Below are 22,530 nucleotides of genomic sequence, written 5' to 3'. Positions count from 1 at the left end.
TTAATGCCGCGCCTTGGCTGCGCCGGCCACTGGAACGAGACGAACGAACTCGCCGAGCTTCTCGATCATGCGGGCCTGGATGCCTTCCAGGGTCGCGCTGGCAAGCTTGCAGAAGATGCAGGCGCCGGCGAGCTTGACCATGATCTTGTTGCCGTCGATCTCGACGAGCTCGCAATCGCCGCCGTCGCGCTTGAGGTTCGGACGGACCTCCTCGATCACGGCCCGAATGATCCGCTCGCGTTCGCTCATCTGAGCCGGCGCTTCGACGACGCCCTGGGATTCGACCAGCATGATATCAGCTCTTTCAGATGTTGAAGGGATCAAGCGAACGACGGTTCAGGCGAAGGATTTGCCGCAGCCGCAGCTCGACTTGGCGTTGGGGTTCTCGAAGGTGAAGCCGGAGCCTTCCAGCGCGACGACGAAATCGATCGTCGTGCCCTCGAGATATTCGAGGCTCTTGTGATCGACGAGCACGCGCACGCCCTCGCGCTCGATCACCGTGTCCTCCGGCTCGCTGCCGCTGACGAGGCCCATATTGTATTTGAGCCCGGCGCAGCCGCCGGCTTCGACCATGATCCGGAGGCCGTCGACCGGCTTGTCGGAGGTCGTGATCGCGTTGCGCACCGCATTGATGGCGCTGTCGGTCAGGTTGATCATCATCGTCTGGCCTTTCCCATTCGGCTGTTGCGAACGGAATTGGCAAGTCTCGTGCCATGCAACAATCGCCTGAAAGAAAACGGCTTTTCGCGATGTCGCTGTGGCGTTTCCGACGCGTGTCGGCTTTGCGACAGGCGCAGTTCGCGCCGTGTCGCGCCCGTGACGCCGCGATGTCGCGGCGCAAATCCGACAATTGGCCGGCCCGACGGGCAAAAATTCCTGGCAAATCAACGCGCAACACACATCGGCAGACAACTTGCATCACCGCCCTTTTGACCGCGCCGTGCGGCGAACGGCTCATGAAGGACATGCGAGGGGATTTGCTGATGACGACATTGGAGAAGACGGTTGCGATCGAGACCACCGCGCTCGCGCAACTCGACAAGGAGGGACGGCTGCTGAACGCCGTGCTGAAGGCGCCGACCACCAAGCCCGGACGGTTCGGCTTCCGCGGCGATATCGCGTTGAAATTCCAGACCCAGGTCGCCGACGAGAAGCGCCCGCCGGATTTCTCGATCGAGCAGGTGCTGACGATCGTCAACGACGGCGAGCCCACCATCCCGGTGCTGGTCGGCTACATCCACTCGCTCGCCTATCTCGAGACGGCTGTGGAGGTGCTGAAAGGCCTCCTGAAGCCGGACGGCAGCTACTTCATGTTCTGCAACAACATCGACCTGCTGGCGAAATACCGCATCAAGATGGGCGATGTGACGTTCTACGTCCTGCCCTGCGATGAATCGACGGTCTGGAAGGAGATGATGGACCTCCTGTCGATCGACAAGAACGACATCAAGAAGCTGGACACCGCCGGCAAGCTCGACTACGTGCTCGACGCCGCGGTGAAATTCAGCGAGAGCTACGAGGTCATTGCCTATGCCGACGCGCTGGCCAAGATGGAGCCGGTCAAGAACCGCAACGAGAATCGGCCGGTTTGAGCGCCGCTTCTACTTCACTCGCAAGTTGAAGTCCCGGCCCTCGCGCCGGGACTTCGTCTTGAGATCTCAGCCTTCCTCGCATTGCAGGCCGGTCTCTTCCTCATCGTCCTCGTCATCCTCGACCAGCGTCACGCCGGTCACGCAGATGTCGCCATCGATGACCGACAGCGCCACTGGCGTCAGGCTCTCGCCCTTGCAGGGGCCGTCGACGCACATCCCGGTGCCGATCTCGAACAGCGAGCCGTGCTTGCCGCAGAGGATGCGCAGGCCGTTGCCGTCCATGAACTGGTTGCGCTCCCAATCCAGGTTCACCTTGTCGTGCGGGCACATGTTCAGATAGCCGAACACCTGCTTGCCCCAGCGGATCACGAAGATCGGCCACGGGCGATGGCTGCCGTCCTCTGCCACGATCATGAGCTGGAAGCCCATGGCGCGGCGGCTCGGGATGTCGTTGAAGCTGCAGATGGCGTAGGCGACGTCGGTCGTCATGTCAGGCCTCATCGATGTCTGGCGCATGTCCGACATTGCCGCTTTCCGCACAGCGAGAGCGACCGTCGGCTCGCTGACGGTCCACGTTGCAAGATTCGCGCAACTCCGCGCGTCTCCTGCCTTTCCCGCTGTTGCGAGAGACTGGCACAGAACTTGAAAATTTCTCCTGCAAACGGCCCTTTGTAAGGACATCGACATGAACGTGACACTGGACTTTGTCGAAAGCTCACTCGACGACATCAAGGCCGCGCTCGACGGCGGCACGCTGACGGTCTACTCGGTGGCGCGTCCGACCACCGCCGACAGGGCGGTCGATCGCAGCGGCGTGCTCGCGACCTTCACCTTCGCCTCGCCCGCTTTCGGCCCCGCGGTCGACGGCCTGGAGCAGCCGAACTTCGTCGCCGCCGCCGTGCCCGCGGCAACCGTCGGCACGCCCGGCTTCGCGCGGGCCCGCAAGGCCGACGGCACCACCGTTGCCGATTTCTCGGCGGGCCCCGGCGAGCGCGAGATCAAGTTCACGGAAGTGTCCTGCTCGCCCGGCGCGCCGGTGACGGTCGCGACCTTCAAGATCATCGCCGATGGCGGCTGGCCGGAACGCCCCGAATATTACGACAGCCATCCGCGCCCGGGCTACGCGATGCCGAAAACGCTCTGACGCGCGTCCCGCGTCAGCTGTCCCGTTGGCCCCTCATCGAGAGCGCATGCATGAGCAGAGATCCTTCCGACGCCCTGGTCAGCTCCGAATGGCTGGCGCAGCACCTCGCCGATCCCGGCATCAAGATCCTCGATTGCACCTGGCATCATCCGAGCACCAATCTCGACGGCCGCACGCAATATCGCGGCCGGCACCTGCCGGGCTCGGTGCATTTCGACATCGACCAGGTCGCCGACAAGTCCAATCCGCTGCCGCACATGCTGCCGACGGCGGAGGACTTCGCCCACAAGATCGGCCTGCTCGGCATCAGCAATGCCGACCGCGTCATCGTCTATGACCGCCATTATGGTGGCTCGGCCGCGGGACGCGTGTGGTGGATGTTCCGCGTGTTCGGCCACGACAATGTCGCCCTGCTCGATGGCGGCTTCGGCAAATGGACCAAGGAGAAGCAGCCGGCCGAGATGACGCCGGTCCGCCCAGAACCGGCGAGCTTCACAACGAGCTTCCGGCCCGAGCTGGTCGCGACCTCGGCGCAGGTGCAGGGCGCGCTCCAGAGTGGCGCGCAGCTCGTCGACGCCCGTGGCCCCGGCAAGTTCGACGGCACGCAAGCAGACGTCTTCAGCTTCAAGCGCCAGGGCCACATTCCCGGCGCCATCAACCTGCCCTGGGCCGATCTGGTCGATCCCGACACAGGCGTGCTGCTGCCACCCGACGCGCTCGTCGCGCGCTTCGCGGCCGCCGGCGTCGATCTGGCGAAGCCGATCGTCACCACCTGCGCCTCGGGCATCATCTCCTGCATGCTCGCGCTGGCGCTGTACCGGCTCGGCGTCCCCACTGTCGCCGTCCATGACGGCGCCTGGGCGGAATGGAGCCAGCTCGACGACACGCCGGCGGCGGCGTGACCTCAGGACCTCAATGACGGGAGCCCACGCATGACAAAGACTCTGGTCAAGACCACGCAGGACGGCCGCAAGGTCGAGGTGATCGGGCTGGCCATCTGCCTCGACGGCGAGCTCGAGGCGTTCGAACTGGTCGAGGTCAAGCTGCATCCGAACCGCCGCAAGATCTGGGAGGCGGCGCCTGACGCCACCCACATGGCCGGCCGGATCACGCTGACGAAGGACGAAGCCGCAATCGTCGAGGGCGCCTTCGCCGGCGCCCAGTCCGAGATCCTGGCCAGCCCCGCCGCGATCAACGAACGCTTCCGGATCGCCGCGATGTGGAAGGCCCGGGAACAGGGGATCGAGTAGGTCCCTGCGATTTAGAATCGTAGGGTGGGCAAAGCCAGCGGGCGGCGCGAAGCGACGAACGAGGCGTGCCCACCATTGTTGCTCCGCATGCGCGGACAGACGGTGGGCACGGCGCGTAGGACCGCGCTCTTTATCGAGAGACCGCCCAGGCGCCTTTGCCCACCCTACTGCAAAACTATTGAAAGATCCGCCCGCGGTAGTGATAGCCGCCGCCATCATCCACATCGAACAGCTCGCCGATATCGGGATGTTTCACCGGCTCTCCGGAGACATCCGCCACCAGGTTCTGCTCGGGCACATAGGCGATGTAGCTGCTGTCGCCGCATTCGGCGAGCAGATAGTAGAACGGCTGCTCCTTGTCGAGGCGGGTGTCCATGGTAATAGCGCGCCAGCCTTCCTCCTCGGAGAACGACAGGTCGACATCGAACACGACGCCGCGCAGATCGTAGACGCGGTGCCGGGTCACCTGGCCGATCGTGAACTTTGCTTCCATCCGCAGCATGGCCGCACGCCCGATAGGATCACGCCGCCGGCGAATGGGTCTGGCAGTTGGTCGGGCAGACACGGGCGCAGGCGCCGCAGCCGATGCAGGCGCCGGTGTCGTGCATGACCATGATCTTCTTCTCGACCTCGTCATCCTCGTCGTCGTCCAGCTCGACGAACTCGCCCTCGTCGTTGATACCCTTCAGGGTCATCACCTCGCGGCCGCACACCTTGTAGCAGCGGCCGCAGCCGATGCACTTGGCCGCGTCGATCGCGACCAGATAGTCCGGCCGCCAGTCGCGGCCGTCGCGGGTTGAATTGGACATGGTGACAGGTCCTTGTGCGGGCTTTATGCGGCCTCGAGCTTCTTCAGCTCGGCCCGCTTCTTCTCCAGCTCGGCGAATGCCTCATGCGCCTTCTGAGCGGTCGGCAGGATCTGGTCCCAATTGATGGGCAGCTCCTCCGACAGATCGTGCAGGTTCATCTTGGCATCCATGGCGCGGGCCGACAGCTTCTTGATCTCGGCCTTCAATGTATCCAGGTCGCTCATCGTCTCATCCTCGCAGTTCAGTAATTCGCGACGTCCTTGAACTTCTCGATCATCTCGACGCCGGCCTTGACGAACTTGTCGCCCTCGTCGGCGAGCTTGCCGAGATTGTCGAAACCGAAGCGGTGTACGTCGCGCAGCTGCTTGTTGACCACGATCAGCCGGCCGCCGATCAGCACCATGCGGCCAAAGCCTTCATGGCTCATCTTCAGCATCGGCGAGATCATCACGCCGGTCGCCTTCTCGATCGACAGCGCGATGGCGTTGAAGAACAGCTCGAGCCGCCAGATCGTCTCCGGATCGGGATCGCCGATGATCGGCAGCGCGCGCCGCTTTTCCTTGTCCAGGATGTAGGGCTCGAGCAGCTCGACATCCTTCTTGCCTTCCCAGGCCCCATGGGTGTCCTGGGCGCGCCAGACCTTGATCAGCTCCTTGACGAAGGGCCGCTGCTCGGCGGGGACGACTTCTTCTACGACTGCGGTATCAGACATGTTCGTTTCCTCATTCCTCGAAATCGAGCGCGCGTTCCTGGCCCTTTGCCAGCGCCTTGCGCAGCCACGGCGGCGGCGTGCCCTTCAGCACCGCCTGCAGCTTGCCGAGGAGATCGGTGATGTCCTCGGGCTGGGTGACCTTCATGGGGTGGATGTTGTTGGCGACCACGCGCGCCGCGCCGGAGCCGCCGATCGCGGCGACATAGAGGATCGCGCAATCCTTGATCGCCTCGATCTTCGGCGCCAGCTTGTCCTCGTTGCCGTCTTCCTTGAGATCGCCGTCGAACTCGACGGTCTCGACGAAGCGGTAGCCTTCGGGATCGAGATCGTAGATCGCGATGTTCTTGGCCCAGCCGAAATGGGCATCGACGCGTTTCAGATCCTGGGTAGCGAATGCGACTTTCATGTCGTCGGTCCTTTCTCCTGACGCGTCAATGCAGCGGTGCCACGACGGCCGGCTCTGGCGAGACCTGCTGGAAATCTTTCCAGGGATCGATCCAGGTGTCCGGCGTCGGCTGATGATTGTCCTCGCGGTCGGCGATGATCAAATTGGCGAGCGCGAACACCAGGTCGCGGGTGCCGCGATAACCGACCGTCAGCAGATGCCCTGCCCCCAGCCGGTCGAACATCGGGAAGCCGATCCGGTAGAACGGGATCTTGAGCCGCGCCGCCGCCTGGCGGCCGTGCGAATGCGTCATCATCAGACCGCAGTCACGCTCCTTCGCGCGAGTCTCCAGATCTTCGAGATCGCCGATCAGAACTTCATCGCACGGCATGCGCTCGAGCACCGGCGACTGCGTGGTGGTGACGGCGACCGCGATCTCGGCGCCCATGTCGTGCAGCATGCTGGCGACGTCGAACAGCAAATCCGGCTCGGCGCCGATCGCGAGCTTGCGGCCGCCGATATGGAAATGCGCATCCAGCATCGCATCCGCGAGCTGGCCGCGCTGGCGGCGATATTTCGCCGGCACCGGACGCCCCGAGATCTCGCTCAGGAAGGACATGAACTCGTCGTTCGGCAGCAGGCCGCAGAGCCGCTCGAACAGCCGGTACGGCACGCCGGTCTTGGCCTGCATCGCCTCCGCCGCGCGCTTCATCTGCGCGCCGATCGCGATCGTCCAGGACGCACTGCCCATGGTCGCGATCTCTTCGAGACCGATGCCGCCGATCGTGGTCGGCGTGAACTCATCGGGAATGTGGCCGTCGAGCGAGCCGCCGATATCCGGCAGGAACGACGGCTCCAGGCCGAAATCCTCGAAGATGGTGCGGAGCTCCTCGATATCGCCGGGTGTCAGATGGCAGCCGGGCAGCACGTTGACCCGCGCTGGATCGCGTCGCGTCGAGGTCGGCTTGTCGACGAGCACCTCGACCATCTTGGCAACCGTCTTGTCCCAGCCATCCTGGAACGCGTCCTTGAAGTCGGGCGTGGAGACGTAGACCAGCGGATAGGTCGCGAGCTCCGGATGCTTCTCGCGGATCAGCTTGATGTAGCCGTCGACGTCGTCGCCCTTGGTCTCGGTGACGCCGGTCGAGCAGATGCCGATGATCTCCGGCTTCTGCTTCTTATGAATGTTGAGGATCGCCTGCTCGACGTTCTCGTAGCCGCCGAGCACGGTCGCGACCTCGCTCATGGCCGTCGTCTGCATCGGCACCGCTTCCTTGAAGTGGCGCACGAACAGGGTGAGGCCGAACGAGGTGCAGCCCTGCGAGCCGTGCAGCAGCGGCATCGCGCCGCGCAGGCCGAGGAAGGCGAACGAGCCGCCGATCGGCTGGCTCATCTTCAGCGGATTGACCGCGCAGGCCTTCTTTCCGATGGTGACCTTGGCCATGAGCGCCGCCCTATTCCGCCGCCTGCAGGAGCGGCGCAGCCGACGCCTTCTGCGCCGCCAGGATATCCTCGACCCGGCCGGCGCAGGCGCCGCAACCGCCCGAGGCGTTGGTGTGGGTGCGGACGCCGACGACGTCGGTCAGGCCGTGCGCCTTGATCGCATCCTCGATGGTGCCGAGATCGACCGACTTGCAGTGGCAGATCTTCTTGGCGCGGCGCGCGGCCTCGGCCGCGACGGGATCGGCGGCGAGCGCCGCGGCTTCTGCATCGGCCTGCGCGATCGCCTTGGCCTGCCAGTTGTTGCTGGCCGTCTCCCAGGGCGCCCGCTTGCGCAACTGCTCCCACATCGGGTTGTAGATCGCCTTGTCGATCTCGGCGACCAGCTTCACCATGCCGATATAGCCCATGAAGGCGTGCGAGCGCTCCTGGTTGATGTCGAGCCAGGGCATCGCGGCCTTCAGCGCCACGAACTGCGACTTGCCGCCGGACAGCATGATGTCGGCCTTGGCGTCCTTGAGCATCTTGTACATCTCTCGCGGCGCCATATCGTCGATCATGTGGGCGTCCTGGCCCATCAGCTCCTTGATGCGCTCCTTGTCCTCCTTGGTGGACTTCTTGACGGAGGTGCCGACCAGCTCCATGCCGGCCTCCTGCAGCGCCGCCACGACCGACCACGACTTCACGCCGCCGGTGATCAGCAGCACCTTCTTGCCGGTGAGCCGCTTCTTGAACGGCTCGATCGCCGCCCAGGCCTTGGCCTCCTCGCGGGCGATCACGGCCTCGGTGCGGTCCAGCAGATCCGTCGGCGCGCCGCGCTCGACCAGAAGGCGCGCGATCTCGCGCAGCGAGTCCGAGGAGTCCTGGATGCCGTAGAACGAGCCCTCGAAGAACGGAATGCCGTAGCGCTCCTCCATCTTGCGGGCGACGTTGATCATCGCCTTGGAGCACACCATCATTGCCGCGCGGGCGCGATGCGACGACGCGACGTCCTTGTAGCGGCCGTCGCCGGAGATACAGGCGGAGATGCGGATACCGAGCTCATCGAACAGCGGCTTCACCTGCCAGAGCTCGCCGGAGAGATTGTATTCGCCGATGATGTTGAGGTCGTAGGGCGTCGTCACCTCCGGCTCGACGGTGCCGATGACGTGGTCGAGCAGCGCCTCGCCGGCGAGCTTGTTGCCAAGATTCTTAGGGCCGACGAAGCCGGGCGAATTGACGGGAATGCAGGGCTTGCCGAACTTGGCCGAGGCCGCCTTGCAGACCGCGTTGATGTCGTCGCCGGTCATGGCGGGCACGCAGGTCTGGTAGACGAAGACCGCCGGCGGATCGTATTTCTCGATGATTTCCTTGATCGCCTTGTACAGGCGCTTCTCGCCGCCGAACACGACGTCGGTCTCGTTGATGTCGGTGGTGAAACCGGTGCGCCAGATCTGCGAGCCGGACGAGGCCGCGCCGCGGTTGTCCCAGGAATTGCCTTCGCAGGCGATCGGCCCGTGCACGAGGTGCGCGACGTCGGTCAGCGGCTGCAGCGCGACCTTGGCGCCGTCGAACGCGCAGCCACCGGCCGCGCCGCCCGGCTGCAGCTGCTTGGTGCAGCCCTTCTTGCGCTCGGCCTCGGACTTGTTGGCGTTCTTGCCGCAACCCGGCTCGTTGAAGACGTTCTGGATCGTGGCAGACAGCGAGCTCATCGGCTTCTCCTGTTGGCGGACCTTCGGCGCGTCTTGGTGGGATGAAGCGGCTCAGGGATTCGTTGCCTTCCCACGAGCCGCATCGTCCGGAGCGAAGCGCGGCGGCCCTTTGGGGACCGCCGCGCGCCGTGACTTAGCGGATGATGTCGAAGCTGTAGTCCGACTTGGCCGGCACGTTGGTGTTGCGGTCGATCTCGTCGAAGATCTTGTCGAGGATCGTGACCAGCACGTTCAGGCCGCCCTGATAGCCCCACACCGGATAACGGTGCTTGTGGTGGCGATCGAAGATCGGGAAGCCGATGCGGATCAGCGGCGTGCCGGTGTCGCGCTCCAGGTACTTGCCGTAGGTGTTGCCGATCAAGAAGTCGACCGGCTCGGTGAACAGCAGCGAGCGCATGTGCCAGAGATCCTTGCCGGGATACACGTGGCAGTTCTTGCCAAACGGCGAGGCATCGAACACCGCCTGCACGCGCTCTGCCCACTCCTTGTTGCCGTTGGTGGCGAGCACATGGGTCGGCTCGGCGCCGAGTTCCAGCAGGAACGAAGCCAGGCCGAGGCAGAGGTCCGGATCGCCATAGATCGCGAACTTCTTGCCATGGATGTGGGCGCTGGAGTCGGCGATCGCGTCGACCAGGCGGCCGCGCTCGATAGAAAGCGATTCCGGGATCTCCTTGCCCGAGATGCGCGACAGCGCCATCACGAAGGCGTCGGTGCCGGAGACGCCGACCGGGTGATGGAACGAGACCACTTCCTGGCCGTGGTTGGCGATGAAGGGCAGCGTCTTCTCGGTGCAATAATGCTGCATCGAGATCGTCGCCTTGGCGTGAACGGCGTTGGCCGCGTCTTCCAGGGTCGTGCCGCCCTCATACATGCGGAACTCGCCGTCGGTCGGCGTGTCGAACACGTTCGAATTGTCGCCGAGGATGGTGTACTCGATCCCCATCTCCTCGAAGATGTGCTTGACCTCGCGGATGTTGCCGACGGTGTAGCCGTCGAAGCCGCCGATGAAGTTGATCTTCTCGTTCGGAACGCGCTCCAGCTTCGGCGCGGTGCCGGCCTTGCCGTCCCAGAAATGGTCGAGAATGCCCTTCATCGCATTGTCGTAGCCGGTGACGTGGCTGCCGACGAAGGCCGGGGTGTGGGCGAAGGGAACGTCGTACTCGGCCGGAACCGAGCCCTTTTCCTTCGAGGTTTTGATGAAGGCGTTGAGGTCGTCACCGATGACTTCCGCCATGCAGGTGGTCGAGACCGCGATCATCTTCGGCTTGTACATGTTGTAGGCGTTGGCGAGGCCGTCGATCATGTTGTTGAGGCCGCCGAACACGGCTGCGTCCTCGGTCATCGACGACGACACGCAGGAGCTCGGCTCCTTGAAGTGGCGCGACAGATGGCTGCGATAATAGGCGACGCAGCCCTGCGAACCGTGCACGAACGGCAGGGTCTTCTCGAAGCCGACGGCGACGAACACGGCGCCGAGCGGCTGGCAGGCCTTGGCCGGATTGACGGTCAGCGCCTCGCGGGCGAAATTCTTCTCGCGATATTCGGGCGTCTTGGCCCATTCGCGGATGCGCTCGACTTCCGCGGGATCGCGCGGATTTTCGAACATCTTCTTCTTGTTGGCCAGCATCTGCTGGTATTCGGGACCACGGAAAAGCTCGAAGTGATCGAGCACATGTTCGGCAGACTGTGTCATGGGAAAACCCTCTCTATGTTCCTGTGTCGATCAGGGAGCGCTGGCTCTCCGCCGAAGGAGAGCCAGGCCGTGGGTGGTTGTGGTTACTCGGCAGCCTGGAGCAGCGGCTTGGGAGCCTGCTTCCAGGGAGCCTTGGTCATCTTCCAGACCGGCGAGTTGATCGCCATGTCCATGTCGCGGGCGAAGATCGCGAACCCGTCATAGCCATGGTAGGGACCCGAGTAGTCCCAGGAGTGCATCTGGCGGAACGGCACGCCCATCTTCTGGAACACGTACTTTTCCTTGATGCCCGAGCCGACCAGGTCCGGCTGGACCTTCTCGACGAACTTCTCGAACTCGTAGCCGGTCACGTCGTCATAGATCAGCGTGCCGTCCTTGACGTAGTGCTGGGCGGTGCGCTGATAGTCGTCATTGTGGCCGAACTCGTAGCCGGTGCCGACGACCTCCATGCCGAGGTCCTCATAGGCGCCGATCACGTGGCGCGGACGCAGGCCGCCGACGAACAGCATCACGGTCTTGCCTTCGAGGCGCGGCCGGTACTTGGCGATCACGGCGTCCATCAGGGGCTGGTACTTGGCGATGACGCGCTCGGCACCTTCCTTGATCTTGTCGTCGAAATAGCTGGCGATCTTGCGCAGCGATTCGGCGATCTTGCTCGGCCCGAAGAAGTTGTACTCGCACCACGGAATATTGTACTTCTCTTCCATGTGACGCGAGATGTAGTTCATCGAGCGGTAGCAGTGCAGAACGTTCAGCTTCGCCTTCGGCGTCGCCTCCAGCTCCGCGAGCGAGCCGTCGCCCGACCACTGGGCGATCACGCGCAGGCCCATCTCTTCGAGCAGGATGCGCGAGGACCAGGCGTCGCCGCCGATGTTGTAGTCGCCGATGATCGCGACGTCGTAATCCGACGGCTCGAAGCGCGGCGCGGCGTCGGCCGGCAGCTTGTCGAACACCCAGTCCCGGATCGCGTCGTTGGCGATGTGGTGGCCGAGCGACTGCGAGACACCGCGGAAGCCTTCGCAGCGGACGGGGACGATGGTCTTGCCGTCATACTCCTTGGACTTCGTCTTCGACACCGCCTCGATGTCGTCGCCGATCAGGCCGATCGGGCATTCCGACTGCACGGTGATGCCGTTGTTCAGCGGGAACAGCTCCTGGATCTCGTCCATGATCTTGGCGAGCTTCTTGTCGCCGCCGAACACGATGTCCTTCTCCTGGAAGTCGGAGGTGAACTGCATCGTGACGAAAGTGTCGATGCCGGTCGTGCCGATATAATAGTTGCGGCGCGCGGCCCAGGAGTATTGGCCGCAGCCGACCGGGCCGTGGCTGATGTGGATCATGTCCTTGATCGGACCCCAGACCACGCCCTTCGAGCCGGCGTAGGCGCAGCCACGGATGGTCATGACGCCCGGGATCGACTTGATGTTCGACTTGACGCCACAGTCCGACTTGCCGGACTCGTGGACGTTGAGATGCTTGGCGCGGCGCTTTGCGGTCTTCTCAGGGTAAACCTTGAGGACCTCGGCGATCAGTTCCTTGTTGCGTGCCTTGATCTCGGCAACGCTTTGTTTCTCGATAACGCTCATCTGGCTTGTTCCTCGATGATCGGTTGCGGAGATCGCCCGGCCCGTCGACGTGACGGGCCGGATGACCGGTGACGCTTTAGGCCGTGGCGGCGAGCTCGGCGGCCGTCTTGCCGATCTGGCTCTCGTCGACGGCCTTCATGATGCCGTGCTCCATCAGCATGTCCTCGAGCTCGTCCATCGTGATCGGGGTCGGGATGATGCCCTTGCCGGCATTGCCGTGGATCTTGGTCGCCAGGTTGCGGTAGTGGTTGGCCTGAACCGACTCCGGCGCATACTCCAGCACGGTCATGCGGCGCAGCTCGGCGTGCTGCACGATGTTGTCGCGCGGCACGAAGTAGATCAGCTGGGTGCCGAGCTTCTTGGCGAGAGCCTCAGCCAGCTCCAGCTCCTTGTCGGTCTGGCGCTCGTTGCAGACCAGGCCGCCCAGGCGCACGCCGCCGGAGTTCGCATACTTCAGAATGCCCTTGGAGATGTTGTTGGCGGCATACATCGCCATCATCTCGCCGGACATCACGATGTAGATCTCCTGCGCCTTGTTCTCGCGGATCGGCATCGCGAAGCCGCCGCAGACCACGTCGCCCAGCACGTCGTAGGACACGTAGTCGATGTCCTCATAGGCGCCGTTCTCTTCCAGGAAATTGATCGAGGTGATGACGCCGCGGCCGGCGCAGCCGACGCCCGGCTCCGGACCGCCGGACTCGACGCAACGGATGTCGCGATAGCCGACCTTCATGACCTCCTCGATCTCGAGATCCTCGACGCTGCCGGCGGCGGCGGCCAGGCTCAGGATGGTGTCCTGCGCCTTGGCGTGCAGGATCAGGCGGGTCGAATCCGCCTTGGGGTCGCAGCCGACGATCAAGATTCGATGACCCATCTCGGCGAGCGCTGCGAGGGTGTTCTGCGACGTCGTCGATTTGCCGATGCCGCCTTTGCCGTAGAATGCGATTTGTCGAAGTGATGACATTCTGCTCTCCATCAACCGATTTCCAATGTCCCGCATGCGCCTTGCATGACCGGGACCTGCGTCCTCTCTCCAGAACCGGCAGACGGGTTATTGGGAAGGAGAGCATCGCTCGTCCGAAGCGTCGGCGTGCACTCAGCCCTCAACCTTTGCCTGACCAGAGTTTTGCAACTGATGTGCCAGAGCTTTGGAATCGTTAAAAAGGCCATGTTTTGAAAGAGATGCGGTCAAGCTCGACGCTAGGATGAGCTTGTTGCAAACCCGACATCCGGGTTTTTCACCCGACGCTCCCACGACGTGCTGTCCGAAACGACACATGTCGTCGCAGGCCCCACGCAGCGCTGCAGCGATCCTCCCTCGCAGCGCATGTATGAAGCCCGCTCAGGCCGGCGGTACGGAGTTTGCTTGATGTAGATCAAACCCGCTCTACGAACGGGCCGAAAGGAGTATTTCGATGTCGAGCAGGACGTGCGTCTTTGTCATTGAATCCGATCAGGTGATCCGCTCGGCGCTCGGCTATATCCTCAGCGAGCGTCACGAGACCTTCACCTTCGCGGAGACCGCGGACGCGCTGAGCAAGGCGGCGCGGGCAACACCGGACGCGGTGCTGGTCGGCAGCAGCATCCTGGAGGACGACGGCGCCGAGACCGTCGGCATGCTCGCCCGCAAGCTTCACCAGGCCGGCATCATCGTCGTCGCCGGCTCGACCAAGTCGCCGCTCGCGCTCGCAGGCCTGCGCCAGGGCGCCGAGGCGATCATTGCCAAGCCGATCACCTTCGACGGCGTCACGCATGCGGTCGACACGGTGCTGGCGCGCCGCGGCACCGAGCCGAGCCTCGCGACATAGCCGCCCCGAGGCGGATCGAGATCAGCAGACCACCAGGAGAGGATCATGTTGAAGATGGTGCAGACGGCAGCTCCGGCTAATCCGGACATCGAGGACATCGTCGAGAATTTCGCCCTGCTCGACGACTGGGACGACCGCTACCGCTACGTCATCGAGCTCGGCCGCGGCCTCACGCCCCTGCCCGACGCCGACCGCAACGACGGCAACAAGGTCCAGGGCTGCACCAGCCAGGTCTGGGTCGCGACCTCCGTGCGCCACGGTGCGACGCCGGTGCTCGAGTTCGTCGGCGACAGCGATGCGCATATCGTCCGCGGCCTGGTCGCGATCCTGCTCGCGATGGTCTCAGGCCGCACCGCGCCGGAGATCTTGGCGGCCGATCCGATCGCGCTGTTCGAGAAGCTCGGGTTGCGTGAGCATCTGACGCCGCAGCGCTCAAATGGCTTCCGCTCGATGGTGAACCGGATCAAGGCCGATGCGCAGGCCGCGATGGCCGCGGCGGCGTAGGTTTGATTAGCTGATTATTTGTTTGATTGAGCCCGCATGGTGCGGCAAACGCGGTGCACCCTCTCCCCTTGTGGGAGAGGGTGGCGGCCGAAGGCCGCCGGGTGAGGGGTTCTCTCGGCATACTCAGGCGGTCGTGAGTCGCCGACACAACCCCTCACCCAAGTGAGGCTGGAGCTAACAGCGGTGTAGCCCTCTCCCACAAGGGGAGAGGGCACAGCAACTGGCACCGGCTTCTTCACGAAAACTGCGCGGGACAATCCGCCTTACGAGAAAAACTCCTGCGCCTTCTTCAGCGCGCGGACCAGCACATCAACCTCTTCCCGCGTGTTGTACATCGCGAACGACGCCCGGCAGGTTGCCGAGACGCCGAAGCGCTCCAAGAGCGGCATGGCGCAATGGGTGCCGGCGCGCACCGCGACGCCCGAGCGGTCGATGACGGTGGCGAAGTCGTGGGCGTGGGCGCCCTGCATCTCGAACGAGACGATGGCGCCCTTGTCGGCGGCATTGCCGATGATGCGCAGCGAGTTGATCTCGCGCAGCTGCTCGGTCGCGTAGGTCACGAGATCATGCTCATGCGCGGCGATGCGCTGCTTGCCGATCGAGGCGACATAGTCGATCGCCGCACCGAGCCCGGCCGCTTCCACGATCGGCGGCGTGCCGGCCTCGAAGCGGTGCGGCGGGTCGCCATAGGTGACCCAGTCACGCGCGACCTCGCGGATCATCTCGCCGCCGCCATTGAACGGCGGCATCGAGGCCAGCAGTTCGCGCTTGCCATAGAGCGCGCCGATCCCGGTCGGGCCGTAGATCTTGTGCCCGGTGATGCAATAGAAGTCCGCATCGAGATCCCTGACATCGACCTCCATGTGCACCGCGGCCTGCGAGCCGTCGATCAGCACCGGGATGCCGCGATCGTGCGCGATGCGGATGACCTTCTTGACCGGAACGACCGTGCCGAGCACGTTCGACATCTGCGTCATCGCCACCATCTTCGTGCGCGGCGTCAGCAGCTTCTCGAACTCGTCCAGCAGGAAATTGCCGTCCTCGTCGACGGGCGCCCATTTGATCACAGCGCCCTGACGCTCCCTGAGGAAATGCCAGGGGATGATGTTGGCATGGTGCTCCATGATCGAGAGCACGATCTCGTCGCCCGGTCCGATGCGCTCGCGGCCGAAGGTCTGCGCCACCAGGTTCACCGCCTCGGTGGCACCGCGGGTGAAGATGATCTGCTCGGAGCTCTCGGCGTTGAGGAACGACGCCACCTTGGCTCGCGCGCCCTCGTAGGCCTGGGTGGCGGCGTTGGCGAGATAATGCAGGCCGCGATGCACATTGGCGTATTCGGACGTGTAGACCTGGTTCATCCGGTCCAGCACCGCCTGCGGCTTCTGCGCGGAGGCGGCGTTGTCGAGATAGACCAGCGGCTTGCCGTGCACCTGCATGCCGAGAATGGGAAAGTCCGCCCGGATGCGACCGACGTCGTAGCCGCTCCCGTTCACCGCTGCATGCATCGTCTACTCCCGTCGTCCGAGCCAGCCCAGCAGCGCCCCGGTCAGCGCGTCGCGCACGGCCTCGTTGGCGGCGCCCTCGATGATCTCGCCGATGAAGGCCTGGATCAGCAGCGCCTTCGCTTCATGAGGCGGAATGCCACGCGCCATCAGGTAGAACAGCAGCTCATCGTCGATCGCGCCGGTCGTGGTGCCGTGGCCGCACTGGACGTCGTCGGCGAAGATCTCGAGCTCCGGCTTGGAGTCGGCCTCGGCCTCGTCGGACAGCAGCAGCGCCCGCGACATCATTTTGGCGTCGGTCTTCTGCGCACCGGGGGCGACCGTGATCTTGCCCTGGAACACGGCGCGGGCGGTATCGCCGACCACGGCCTTGAACGTCTCGCGGCTCTGGCCGTTCTCGGCGGCATGCTCGATCGACAACGTCGTGTCTGCATGCTGCGTGCCGGACAGCAGCGAGCCGCCGCGGATGTCGGCGACGGTGCCCTCGCCCGCGAGGCGGACGAACAGCTGGTTGCGCACGAGGCTGCCGCCGGCGACGAAGCCGAGCTGGTTGAAGGTCGCGCGCGCGCCGATATTGGCGAGCAGCGAGCCGATGTGCAGCGCGCTGCCGCCCTCGCTGACCACCTTGACATGATCGATGCGGGCCTCGTCGCCGACGACGAGCTGCATCGCGGTGTTGACCTGATACTCGCTGCCGTCGGGCCCCTGATGCGACTCGACGATGGTGGCGCTGGCGCCGGCGCCGATATTGACCTGGGAGCGCGTGAACATCGAGGTCGCGACCCAATTGGTCGTGACGAAGGCGACGTGGATCGGCCGGCTCAGTTCCGTGCCCGGTGCGACCAGGATGACGACGCCATTGGCCGCCAGCGCGGTGTTGAGTGCCAGCGCCGGATCGTCGTCCGGCACGATCGCGCCGAGGCGCTGCGACAGCAGCGGCTTGTCGGCGGCGAGCGCATCGGCCATCGGCTGGATGGTCAGGCCCGGCTCGAGATCGGCGAGATCCGACAGCTCCGGTACGAAGGCGCCGTCGACGATGACGAGCTTGCGGAAGCCGGCGCCGGCAAACAGATCCTTTGCCTCGCGCACTTTGGCCTTGGCGGCATCGTCCGGCAGCGAGGCGAGCCGCTTGGCCTCCTTCATCTGCGTGCGCAGATCGGTGTAGCGCCACGCCTCGACACGTCGATGCGGCAGGCCGACCGCCGTGAAGCGATCGAAGGCGGCGGCGCGCACGGCCGTGATCTCCTCGCCGCCCGGCAGATAGCGGCGGGCGCCCTGATACAGATCGGCCAGTCCGAGCTCGGCCTTGGTCTTGCGAATCGCGACGCCCATGCTGCTGCTCCCCGCGCCTTAGGCTGCTTCGCTCTGATACTGCGCGTAGCCGGTCGCCTCGAGCTCGCGCGCGAGATCCGCAGCCCCGGTGCGGACGATGCGCCCCGCCGCGAACACATGGACGATATCGGGCACGATGTAGTCGAGCAGCCGCTGATAATGCGTGATCACGATCATGCCGCGCTCGGCCGAGCGCAGCGCATTGACGCCATTCGCCACCACCTTCAGCGCGTCGATGTCGAGGCCCGAATCGGTCTCGTCGAGCACGCAGAGCGACGGCTGCAGCAGCGCCATCTGCAGGGTCTCGTTGCGCTTCTTCTCGCCGCCGGAGAAGCCGACATTGAGCGGCCGCTTCAGCATCTCCGAGTCGATGTTCAAGGTGTTGGCGATCTCGCGGACGCGCTTGATCAGATCGGGCGAGGACAGCTCCTCCTCGCCGCGCGCCTTGCGCTGGGCATTGAAGGCCGCCCGCAGGAAGGTCAAGGTCGCGACGCCCGGGATCTCCAGCGGATACTGGAACGCCAGGAACACCCCCTTCGCGGCGCGCTCGTCAGCCGACATGGCCAGCAAATCCTCGCCGTTGAGATAGACCTCGCCGGCGGTGATCTCGTAGCCGGGCTTGCCCGCGAGCACGTAGGACAGCGTCGACTTGCCGGCGCCGTTCGGTCCCATGATGGCGTGGATCTCGCCCTTGTTCACGGTCAGGTCCAGGCCCTGGATGATCTTGCGACCACCGGAGATCTCGGCATGGAGCCCCTTGATTTCGAGCAAGGCCGTCATCGAACACTCCTCATCTGTTGTCGCCGCGCGCGACGTCCTTATCCGACTGAACCTTCGAGGCTGATCGAGATCAGCTTCTGCGCCTCGACCGCGAACTCCATCGGTAACTGCTGCAACACGTCCTTGACGAAGCCATTGACGACAAGGCCGACCGCCTCTTCCTGGGAAAGGCCGCGCTGGATGCAGTAGAACAGCACGTCCTCGGAGATCTTCGAAGTCGTGGCTTCGTGCTCGAACACCGCCGAGGAGTTCTTGGCCTCGATGTAGGGCACGGTGTGCGCGCCGCATTTGTCGCCAATCAAGAGCGAGTCGCAGGCGGTGAAGTTGCGTGCGCCGGAGGCCTTGCGGTGGGCGCTGACGAGGCCGCGATAGGTGTTCTGCGACTTGCCCGCTGCAATGCCCTTGGAGATGATGCGGCTCGACGTGTTCTTGCCGAGATGGATCATCTTCGTCCCAGAGTCGACCTGCTGGAAACCGTTGGAGATCGCGATCGAGTAGAATTCGCCGCTGGAATTGTCGCCGCGCAGGATGCAGCTCGGATATTTCCAGGTGATCGCCGATCCCGTTTCGACTTGCGTCCAGGAGATCTTGGAGTTCGCGCCGCGGCAGTCGCCGCGCTTGGTGACGAAATTGTAGATGCCGCCGACGCCTTCGGAATTGCCGGGGTACCAGTTCTGCACCGTCGAATATTTGATCTCGGCATCATCAAGCGCGACCAGCTCGACCACGGCGGCATGCAGCTGGTTCTCGTCGCGCTGCGGCGCCGTGCAGCCTTCGAGGTAGGAGACGTAGGCGCCCTTGTCGGCGATGATCAGGGTGCGCTCGAACTGGCCGGTGTTGCGCTCGTTGATGCGGAAATAGGTCGACAGCTCCATCGGGCAGCGCACGCCCGGCGGGATGTAGACGAACGAGCCGTCGGAGAACACCGCCGAGTTGAGCGTGGCAAAATAGTTGTCGGTCGTCGGCACGACCGTGCCGAGATATGTCTGCACCAGGTCGGGATGCTCGCGTAGCGCCTCGGAGATCGGCATGAAGATCACGCCGGCCTTCTTCAGCTCCTCCTTGAACGTCGTCGCCACCGACACCGAGTCGAACACGGCATCGACCGCGATCTTGGTGCGCGGCGCGGCTGCCTCGCCGTCCTCGGATTCCACGGCTGCGGTCGGACGCTCGACGCCTTCGAGAATCTCGACCTCGCGGAGCGGAATGCCGAGCTTCTCATAGGTCTTGAGGATCTCCGGGTCGATCTCGTCGAGCGAGGCGACCTTCTTCTTCGGCTTCGGCGCCGAATAGTAATAGAGATCCTGATAGTCGATCTTCGGATAGCCGACGCGGGCCCAAGTCGGCTCGGTCATGGTCAGCCAGCGGCGATACGCCTCCAGCCGCCATTCCAGCATCCAGGCCGGCTCGTTCTTCTTGGCCGAGATGAAGCGGATCGTGTCTTCCGACAGCCCTTTCGGCGCCTTCTCGGATTCGATGACGGTCTCGAACCCGTAGCGATATTGATCGACGTCGATATCCTTGACGCGATCAATGGTCTCCTGAACCGCTGCCATCTTTCACTCCGCTTGCAATGTTGCCGTCGCGCCCGCGTCAGGCGGGCACGCAGGTGTCCGGCACCGGACAGACGGCGGCGCATTGCGGCGCGTCGAAGTGGCCTTCGCACTCCGTGCACTTCTTCGGGTCGATGATGTACATGTCGTTCTTCAGGCGAATGGCCGCATTCGGACATTCGAACTCACAGGCTCCGCAGACCGTGCATTGTGAGGCGATGATCTTGTAGCTCATGTGCCGCTCCCCGCGCTTGTCGCGACATCGGGCGATGTCATTCGGTCATGATCTTTCAAGCGCCGTGCCAGAGCGCATTTGGTTGATTTCTAAGGAGGATTCTAAATGTCACTGACAGCGGCCAGCTGTCGCTCTCCCGACAGCATGTCGTAAGTGCGACAGGGGCGATGGAAAGACGTGTGCGCGTTTGAGTCGAGCTGTCCCCACAACGGCGGTGCGCTCCCCTCCCCCTTGCGGGGAGGGGTCGGGGGTGGGGGTCCCCGGGCGCAGATGTTCGTGAGTCGGATGGAGTGACGTGCGCACGTTCGACGACAACTGTGAAGTAGATGAGCGTCTGATCCACCAATGACGCCGGTGCTTCTGACGAAGAGGTTCGCGCGCATCACGCGCAGTGTGCTCGGGGACCCCCACCCCCGCCCCCTCCCCGCAAGGGGGAGGGGAGCCCACCGCAGTTGGAGCGAAAGTGGGGCTCTCATTTGCACGGCGTCCGCGACCCGAGCATGGCCTCAAGCAAAAAGGGCGCGCCACAGCGCGCCCCTTCATCACGACCGAGTGGATCCACTCAGAACCGCTTGACCTCGATGTTGTATTTCTTCAGCGCGTAGCCGATCTGGCGCGGTGTCAGGCCGAGCAGCCGCGCTGCCTTGGCCTGGACCCAGCCGGAGCGCTCCATCGCCTGGACGATGCGCTCGCGCTCGGGGACGGCGCCGCCGTCCATGCTCTCGATATAGTCGCCGTCGTCAGCATCGACGGGAGGCAGATCGACCGGCGTTTCGATCGGGGCCGAGGTGCGCGGCAGGATCGGCAGCGGCACCATCGGCTGGCCGCGCGGCGGCGGCGGCGTCACCGTGTTGCCCTTCCACAGGATCGCCGACATGCACTCGTTGCGGCTGCAGGCGAAGTCGTGCTGGCCGATCGCCGACCCCGCGGCCAAGGTCGCGGTCCGCTGCACGCAGTTCTCCAGCTCGCGCACATTGCCGGGGAAGCCGCAATGCATCAGCACCTCGATGGCGCTGACGTCGAAGGTCAGATCGCGCTCGTTCTCGCAATTGAAGCGACGCAGGAACTCGCGCGCCAGCTGCGGGATGTCGCTGCGCCGGTCGCGCAGCGGCGGCAGCTTGATGGGCACGACGCTGATGCGATAGTACAGATCGGCACGGAATTCGTTGCGCGCCACCGCCTCTTCGAGATTGCGGTTGGTCGCGGTGACGATGCGCACGTCGACCTTGATGGTCTGGTTGCCGCCGACGCGCTCGAATTCCTGCTCCTGCAGCACGCGCAAGAGCTTGGCCTGGAACGCCGGCGAGATCTCGCCGATCTCGTCGAGGAACAACGTGCCCTTGTCGGCCAGCTCGAAGCGGCCCTTGCGCGCATTGATCGCGCCGGTGAAGGCGCCTTTCTCGTGGCCGAACAGCTCGGACTCCAGCACCGTCTCCGGCAGCGCCGCGCAGTTGATCTTGATGAAGGGCCGCTTGGCGCGATTCGACAATTCGTGAATGGCCTTCGCCACCAGCTCCTTGCCGGTGCCGGATTCGCCACGCAACAGCACCGGCGCGTTCGACTTGGCGACAACGTTGATCTTGTCGAGCAGCGCGCGCAGCGCGGGACTGTCGCCGACGATGCCGTCGACCAGCACCTTCTTGCCCTTGGCCGGCGCCGGCTTCAGCTCGGAGAGTTCCTTCTGCAGCCGGTGGCTCTCCGCCATCAGCCGCTCGCGGTCGCGCGCGACGACGCGATGCAGCTTGATGGTCTGGCCGATCAGATTGGCCACCATGGTCAGGAAGCGGACATCGGAGTCCAGCCGGAACACCGCGCGGCCATCCCAGACGCGGTCGATCGTCAAGGTGCCGACGACGCGCTGATCGATACGGATGGGAACGCCGAGGAAGGAGACGCGGGTGCCGGCGTCGGCGCCGAGCGTCGCCGCATCGGCGGCACTGAAGGCGGGATGATCCGACACGTTCTCCGCGATCAGCGGCACGGCGGTGGCCACGATCTGGTCGACGGCCTTCTGCGGCAGACGCTCGCGATAGCGCTGGTCGCTGCCTTCGCTCCACCCGGCGCCGACGGCGAGATCCGGAATGCCGTCATCGGCGAGCAGCGACACCACGCCATGGCGCATCTGCATGAAGGACTGCAGCAGGTTGACGACATTGGCGAGGGTGATTTCCAGCCGCGTCGGCGCGGCGAGAATTTTCGAGATTTCGAAAATTCCGGTCAGCGCGATCTCGCTGAGCGGTATCGGGGCAGCATTGGACCTGACGTCCTGAGCTTCGACCTGACGTGTTTCCGTTTGGACCATGGTCGCTTCTCTGATGGTCACGGACGCTCTTGACGAGATCGCCCGCGATTGTAGGCGTTCTAACATCCTCCCTTAACTGCAGATGATTGTCGTGCCTAACTTTGCTGCATTGCCGCAGAAGTAGTGTGCAGCAAACAGAACAGAAAAGCTGCAGAACTTCATGATCTTAACAAATTAGTTTGCAGTCGGCGCGACGCGCGCATTGCACAGTC

25 protein-coding genes are annotated in these 22,530 nt (G+C 64.2%); 6 read left to right on the top strand and 19 right to left on the bottom strand.

What is annotated here, in order from left to right; translation table 11 throughout:
* The gene (locus ACVILH_RS16010; RefSeq protein ID WP_456713748.1) at positions 1-291 is read right to left on the bottom strand and encodes a NifU family protein; all 291 of its coding nucleotides are present in this window, start codon (positions 289-291) and stop codon (positions 1-3) included.
* A gap of 45 nt (positions 292-336) precedes the next feature.
* A complete protein-coding gene (locus ACVILH_RS16005) occupies positions 337-657 on the bottom strand; it encodes a HesB/IscA family protein (protein ID WP_008960276.1) in 321 nt (106 codons plus the stop codon).
* Positions 658-983: 326 nt separating this feature from the next.
* Between ACVILH_RS16005 and ACVILH_RS16000 the strand changes: the two genes are divergently transcribed.
* Positions 984-1,592 (top strand): hypothetical protein, encoded by a 609-nt coding sequence (locus ACVILH_RS16000; RefSeq protein WP_006609669.1) that lies wholly within the window; start codon positions 984-986, stop codon positions 1,590-1,592.
* Between the two features lie 66 nt (positions 1,593-1,658).
* On the opposite strand, the gene ACVILH_RS15995 is transcribed toward ACVILH_RS16000, so the two are convergent.
* Positions 1,659-2,081, bottom strand: a complete 423-nt coding sequence (locus tag ACVILH_RS15995) for a Rieske (2Fe-2S) protein (protein WP_006609668.1) — start codon at positions 2,079-2,081, stop codon at positions 1,659-1,661.
* A gap of 196 nt (positions 2,082-2,277) precedes the next feature.
* Here ACVILH_RS15995 and ACVILH_RS15990 point away from each other — a divergent pair, with 196 nt between their 5' ends.
* From ACVILH_RS15990 to ACVILH_RS15980, 3 genes are read left to right on the top strand one after another with little or no spacing between them, the layout of a single operon-like run.
* On the top strand, positions 2,278-2,736 hold the full coding sequence (locus ACVILH_RS15990) for a hypothetical protein (protein WP_456713747.1): 459 nt from the start codon (positions 2,278-2,280) through the stop codon (positions 2,734-2,736).
* 50 nt (positions 2,737-2,786) lie between these two features.
* A complete protein-coding gene (locus ACVILH_RS15985; RefSeq protein ID WP_456713746.1) occupies positions 2,787-3,638 on the top strand; it encodes a sulfurtransferase in 852 nt (283 codons plus the stop codon).
* A 30-nt stretch (positions 3,639-3,668) separates the two neighbouring features.
* Positions 3,669-3,986 (top strand): hypothetical protein, encoded by a 318-nt coding sequence (locus tag ACVILH_RS15980; RefSeq protein WP_456713745.1) that lies wholly within the window; start codon positions 3,669-3,671, stop codon positions 3,984-3,986.
* Positions 3,987-4,161: 175 nt separating this feature from the next.
* On the opposite strand, the gene hspQ is transcribed toward ACVILH_RS15980, so the two are convergent.
* The 10 genes from hspQ to nifH all read right to left on the bottom strand — a co-directional run bounded on the left by hspQ (position 4,162) and on the right by nifH (position 13,266).
* Positions 4,162-4,488, bottom strand: coding sequence for a heat shock protein HspQ (gene hspQ / locus ACVILH_RS15975; protein WP_456713744.1), 327 nt, complete (start codon positions 4,486-4,488; stop codon positions 4,162-4,164).
* A 19-nt stretch (positions 4,489-4,507) separates the two neighbouring features.
* Positions 4,508-4,795, bottom strand: a complete 288-nt coding sequence (gene fdxB / locus ACVILH_RS15970; protein WP_008960273.1) for a ferredoxin III, nif-specific — start codon at positions 4,793-4,795, stop codon at positions 4,508-4,510.
* A 23-nt stretch (positions 4,796-4,818) separates the two neighbouring features.
* Positions 4,819-5,019: a CCE_0567 family metalloprotein gene (locus tag ACVILH_RS15965; RefSeq protein ID WP_006609662.1), complete on the bottom strand. Its 201-nt coding sequence runs from the start codon at positions 5,017-5,019 to the stop codon at positions 4,819-4,821.
* Positions 5,020-5,036: 17 nt separating this feature from the next.
* Entirely contained in the window at positions 5,037-5,507 is a 471-nt protein-coding gene (locus tag ACVILH_RS15960) for a NifX-associated nitrogen fixation protein (RefSeq protein ID WP_006609661.1), read from the bottom strand.
* A gap of 10 nt (positions 5,508-5,517) precedes the next feature.
* Positions 5,518-5,913 carry a nitrogen fixation protein NifX gene (nifX, locus tag ACVILH_RS15955; protein WP_172134705.1) on the bottom strand — a complete coding sequence of 132 codons (396 nt, stop codon included), beginning with the start codon at positions 5,911-5,913 and terminating at the stop codon, positions 5,518-5,520.
* 25 nt (positions 5,914-5,938) lie between these two features.
* Complete coding sequence (gene nifN, locus ACVILH_RS15950; protein WP_456713743.1) at positions 5,939-7,336, bottom strand: nitrogenase iron-molybdenum cofactor biosynthesis protein NifN; 1,398 nt, start codon at positions 7,334-7,336, stop codon at positions 5,939-5,941.
* Between the two features lie 10 nt (positions 7,337-7,346).
* A complete protein-coding gene (nifE, locus tag ACVILH_RS15945) occupies positions 7,347-9,023 on the bottom strand; it encodes a nitrogenase iron-molybdenum cofactor biosynthesis protein NifE (RefSeq protein WP_456713742.1) in 1,677 nt (558 codons plus the stop codon).
* Positions 9,024-9,156: 133 nt separating this feature from the next.
* On the bottom strand, positions 9,157-10,716 hold the full coding sequence (gene nifK / locus ACVILH_RS15940) for a nitrogenase molybdenum-iron protein subunit beta (protein WP_006609657.1): 1,560 nt from the start codon (positions 10,714-10,716) through the stop codon (positions 9,157-9,159).
* A gap of 83 nt (positions 10,717-10,799) precedes the next feature.
* A complete protein-coding gene (nifD, locus tag ACVILH_RS15935) occupies positions 10,800-12,302 on the bottom strand; it encodes a nitrogenase molybdenum-iron protein alpha chain (protein ID WP_456713741.1) in 1,503 nt (500 codons plus the stop codon).
* Between the two features lie 76 nt (positions 12,303-12,378).
* The gene (nifH, locus tag ACVILH_RS15930) at positions 12,379-13,266 is read right to left on the bottom strand and encodes a nitrogenase iron protein (RefSeq protein ID WP_006609655.1); all 888 of its coding nucleotides are present in this window, start codon (positions 13,264-13,266) and stop codon (positions 12,379-12,381) included.
* A 451-nt stretch (positions 13,267-13,717) separates the two neighbouring features.
* Here nifH and ACVILH_RS15925 point away from each other — a divergent pair, with 451 nt between their 5' ends.
* Entirely contained in the window at positions 13,718-14,110 is a 393-nt protein-coding gene (locus ACVILH_RS15925; protein ID WP_434876481.1) for a response regulator, read from the top strand.
* 45 nt (positions 14,111-14,155) lie between these two features.
* Positions 14,156-14,614 (top strand): SufE family protein, encoded by a 459-nt coding sequence (locus ACVILH_RS15920; RefSeq protein ID WP_456713740.1) that lies wholly within the window; start codon positions 14,156-14,158, stop codon positions 14,612-14,614.
* A gap of 263 nt (positions 14,615-14,877) precedes the next feature.
* Here the strand turns inward: ACVILH_RS15920 and ACVILH_RS15915 are convergent, their stop codons facing one another.
* The 6 genes from ACVILH_RS15915 to nifA form a co-directional block, all read right to left on the bottom strand.
* A complete protein-coding gene (locus ACVILH_RS15915) occupies positions 14,878-16,119 on the bottom strand; it encodes a cysteine desulfurase (RefSeq protein WP_456713739.1) in 1,242 nt (413 codons plus the stop codon).
* A 3-nt stretch (positions 16,120-16,122) separates the two neighbouring features.
* The gene (gene sufD / locus ACVILH_RS15910; protein ID WP_456713738.1) at positions 16,123-17,448 is read right to left on the bottom strand and encodes a Fe-S cluster assembly protein SufD; all 1,326 of its coding nucleotides are present in this window, start codon (positions 17,446-17,448) and stop codon (positions 16,123-16,125) included.
* Between the two features lie 18 nt (positions 17,449-17,466).
* A complete protein-coding gene (gene sufC, locus ACVILH_RS15905; protein WP_456713737.1) occupies positions 17,467-18,228 on the bottom strand; it encodes a Fe-S cluster assembly ATPase SufC in 762 nt (253 codons plus the stop codon).
* A gap of 38 nt (positions 18,229-18,266) precedes the next feature.
* Entirely contained in the window at positions 18,267-19,784 is a 1,518-nt protein-coding gene (gene sufB, locus ACVILH_RS15900) for a Fe-S cluster assembly protein SufB (protein WP_456713736.1), read from the bottom strand.
* A gap of 37 nt (positions 19,785-19,821) precedes the next feature.
* A complete protein-coding gene (locus ACVILH_RS15895; RefSeq protein ID WP_009031096.1) occupies positions 19,822-20,016 on the bottom strand; it encodes a 4Fe-4S dicluster domain-containing protein in 195 nt (64 codons plus the stop codon).
* A 562-nt stretch (positions 20,017-20,578) separates the two neighbouring features.
* Entirely contained in the window at positions 20,579-22,318 is a 1,740-nt protein-coding gene (gene nifA / locus ACVILH_RS15890; RefSeq protein ID WP_456713735.1) for a nif-specific transcriptional activator NifA, read from the bottom strand.
* Positions 22,319-22,530: the final 212 nt, after the last annotated feature.

Source organism: Bradyrhizobium sp. USDA 4353 (assembly GCF_054063215.1).
The sequence above is the reverse complement of the archived record's forward strand: the minus strand, read 5'-3'. Positions and strand labels throughout refer to the sequence as shown.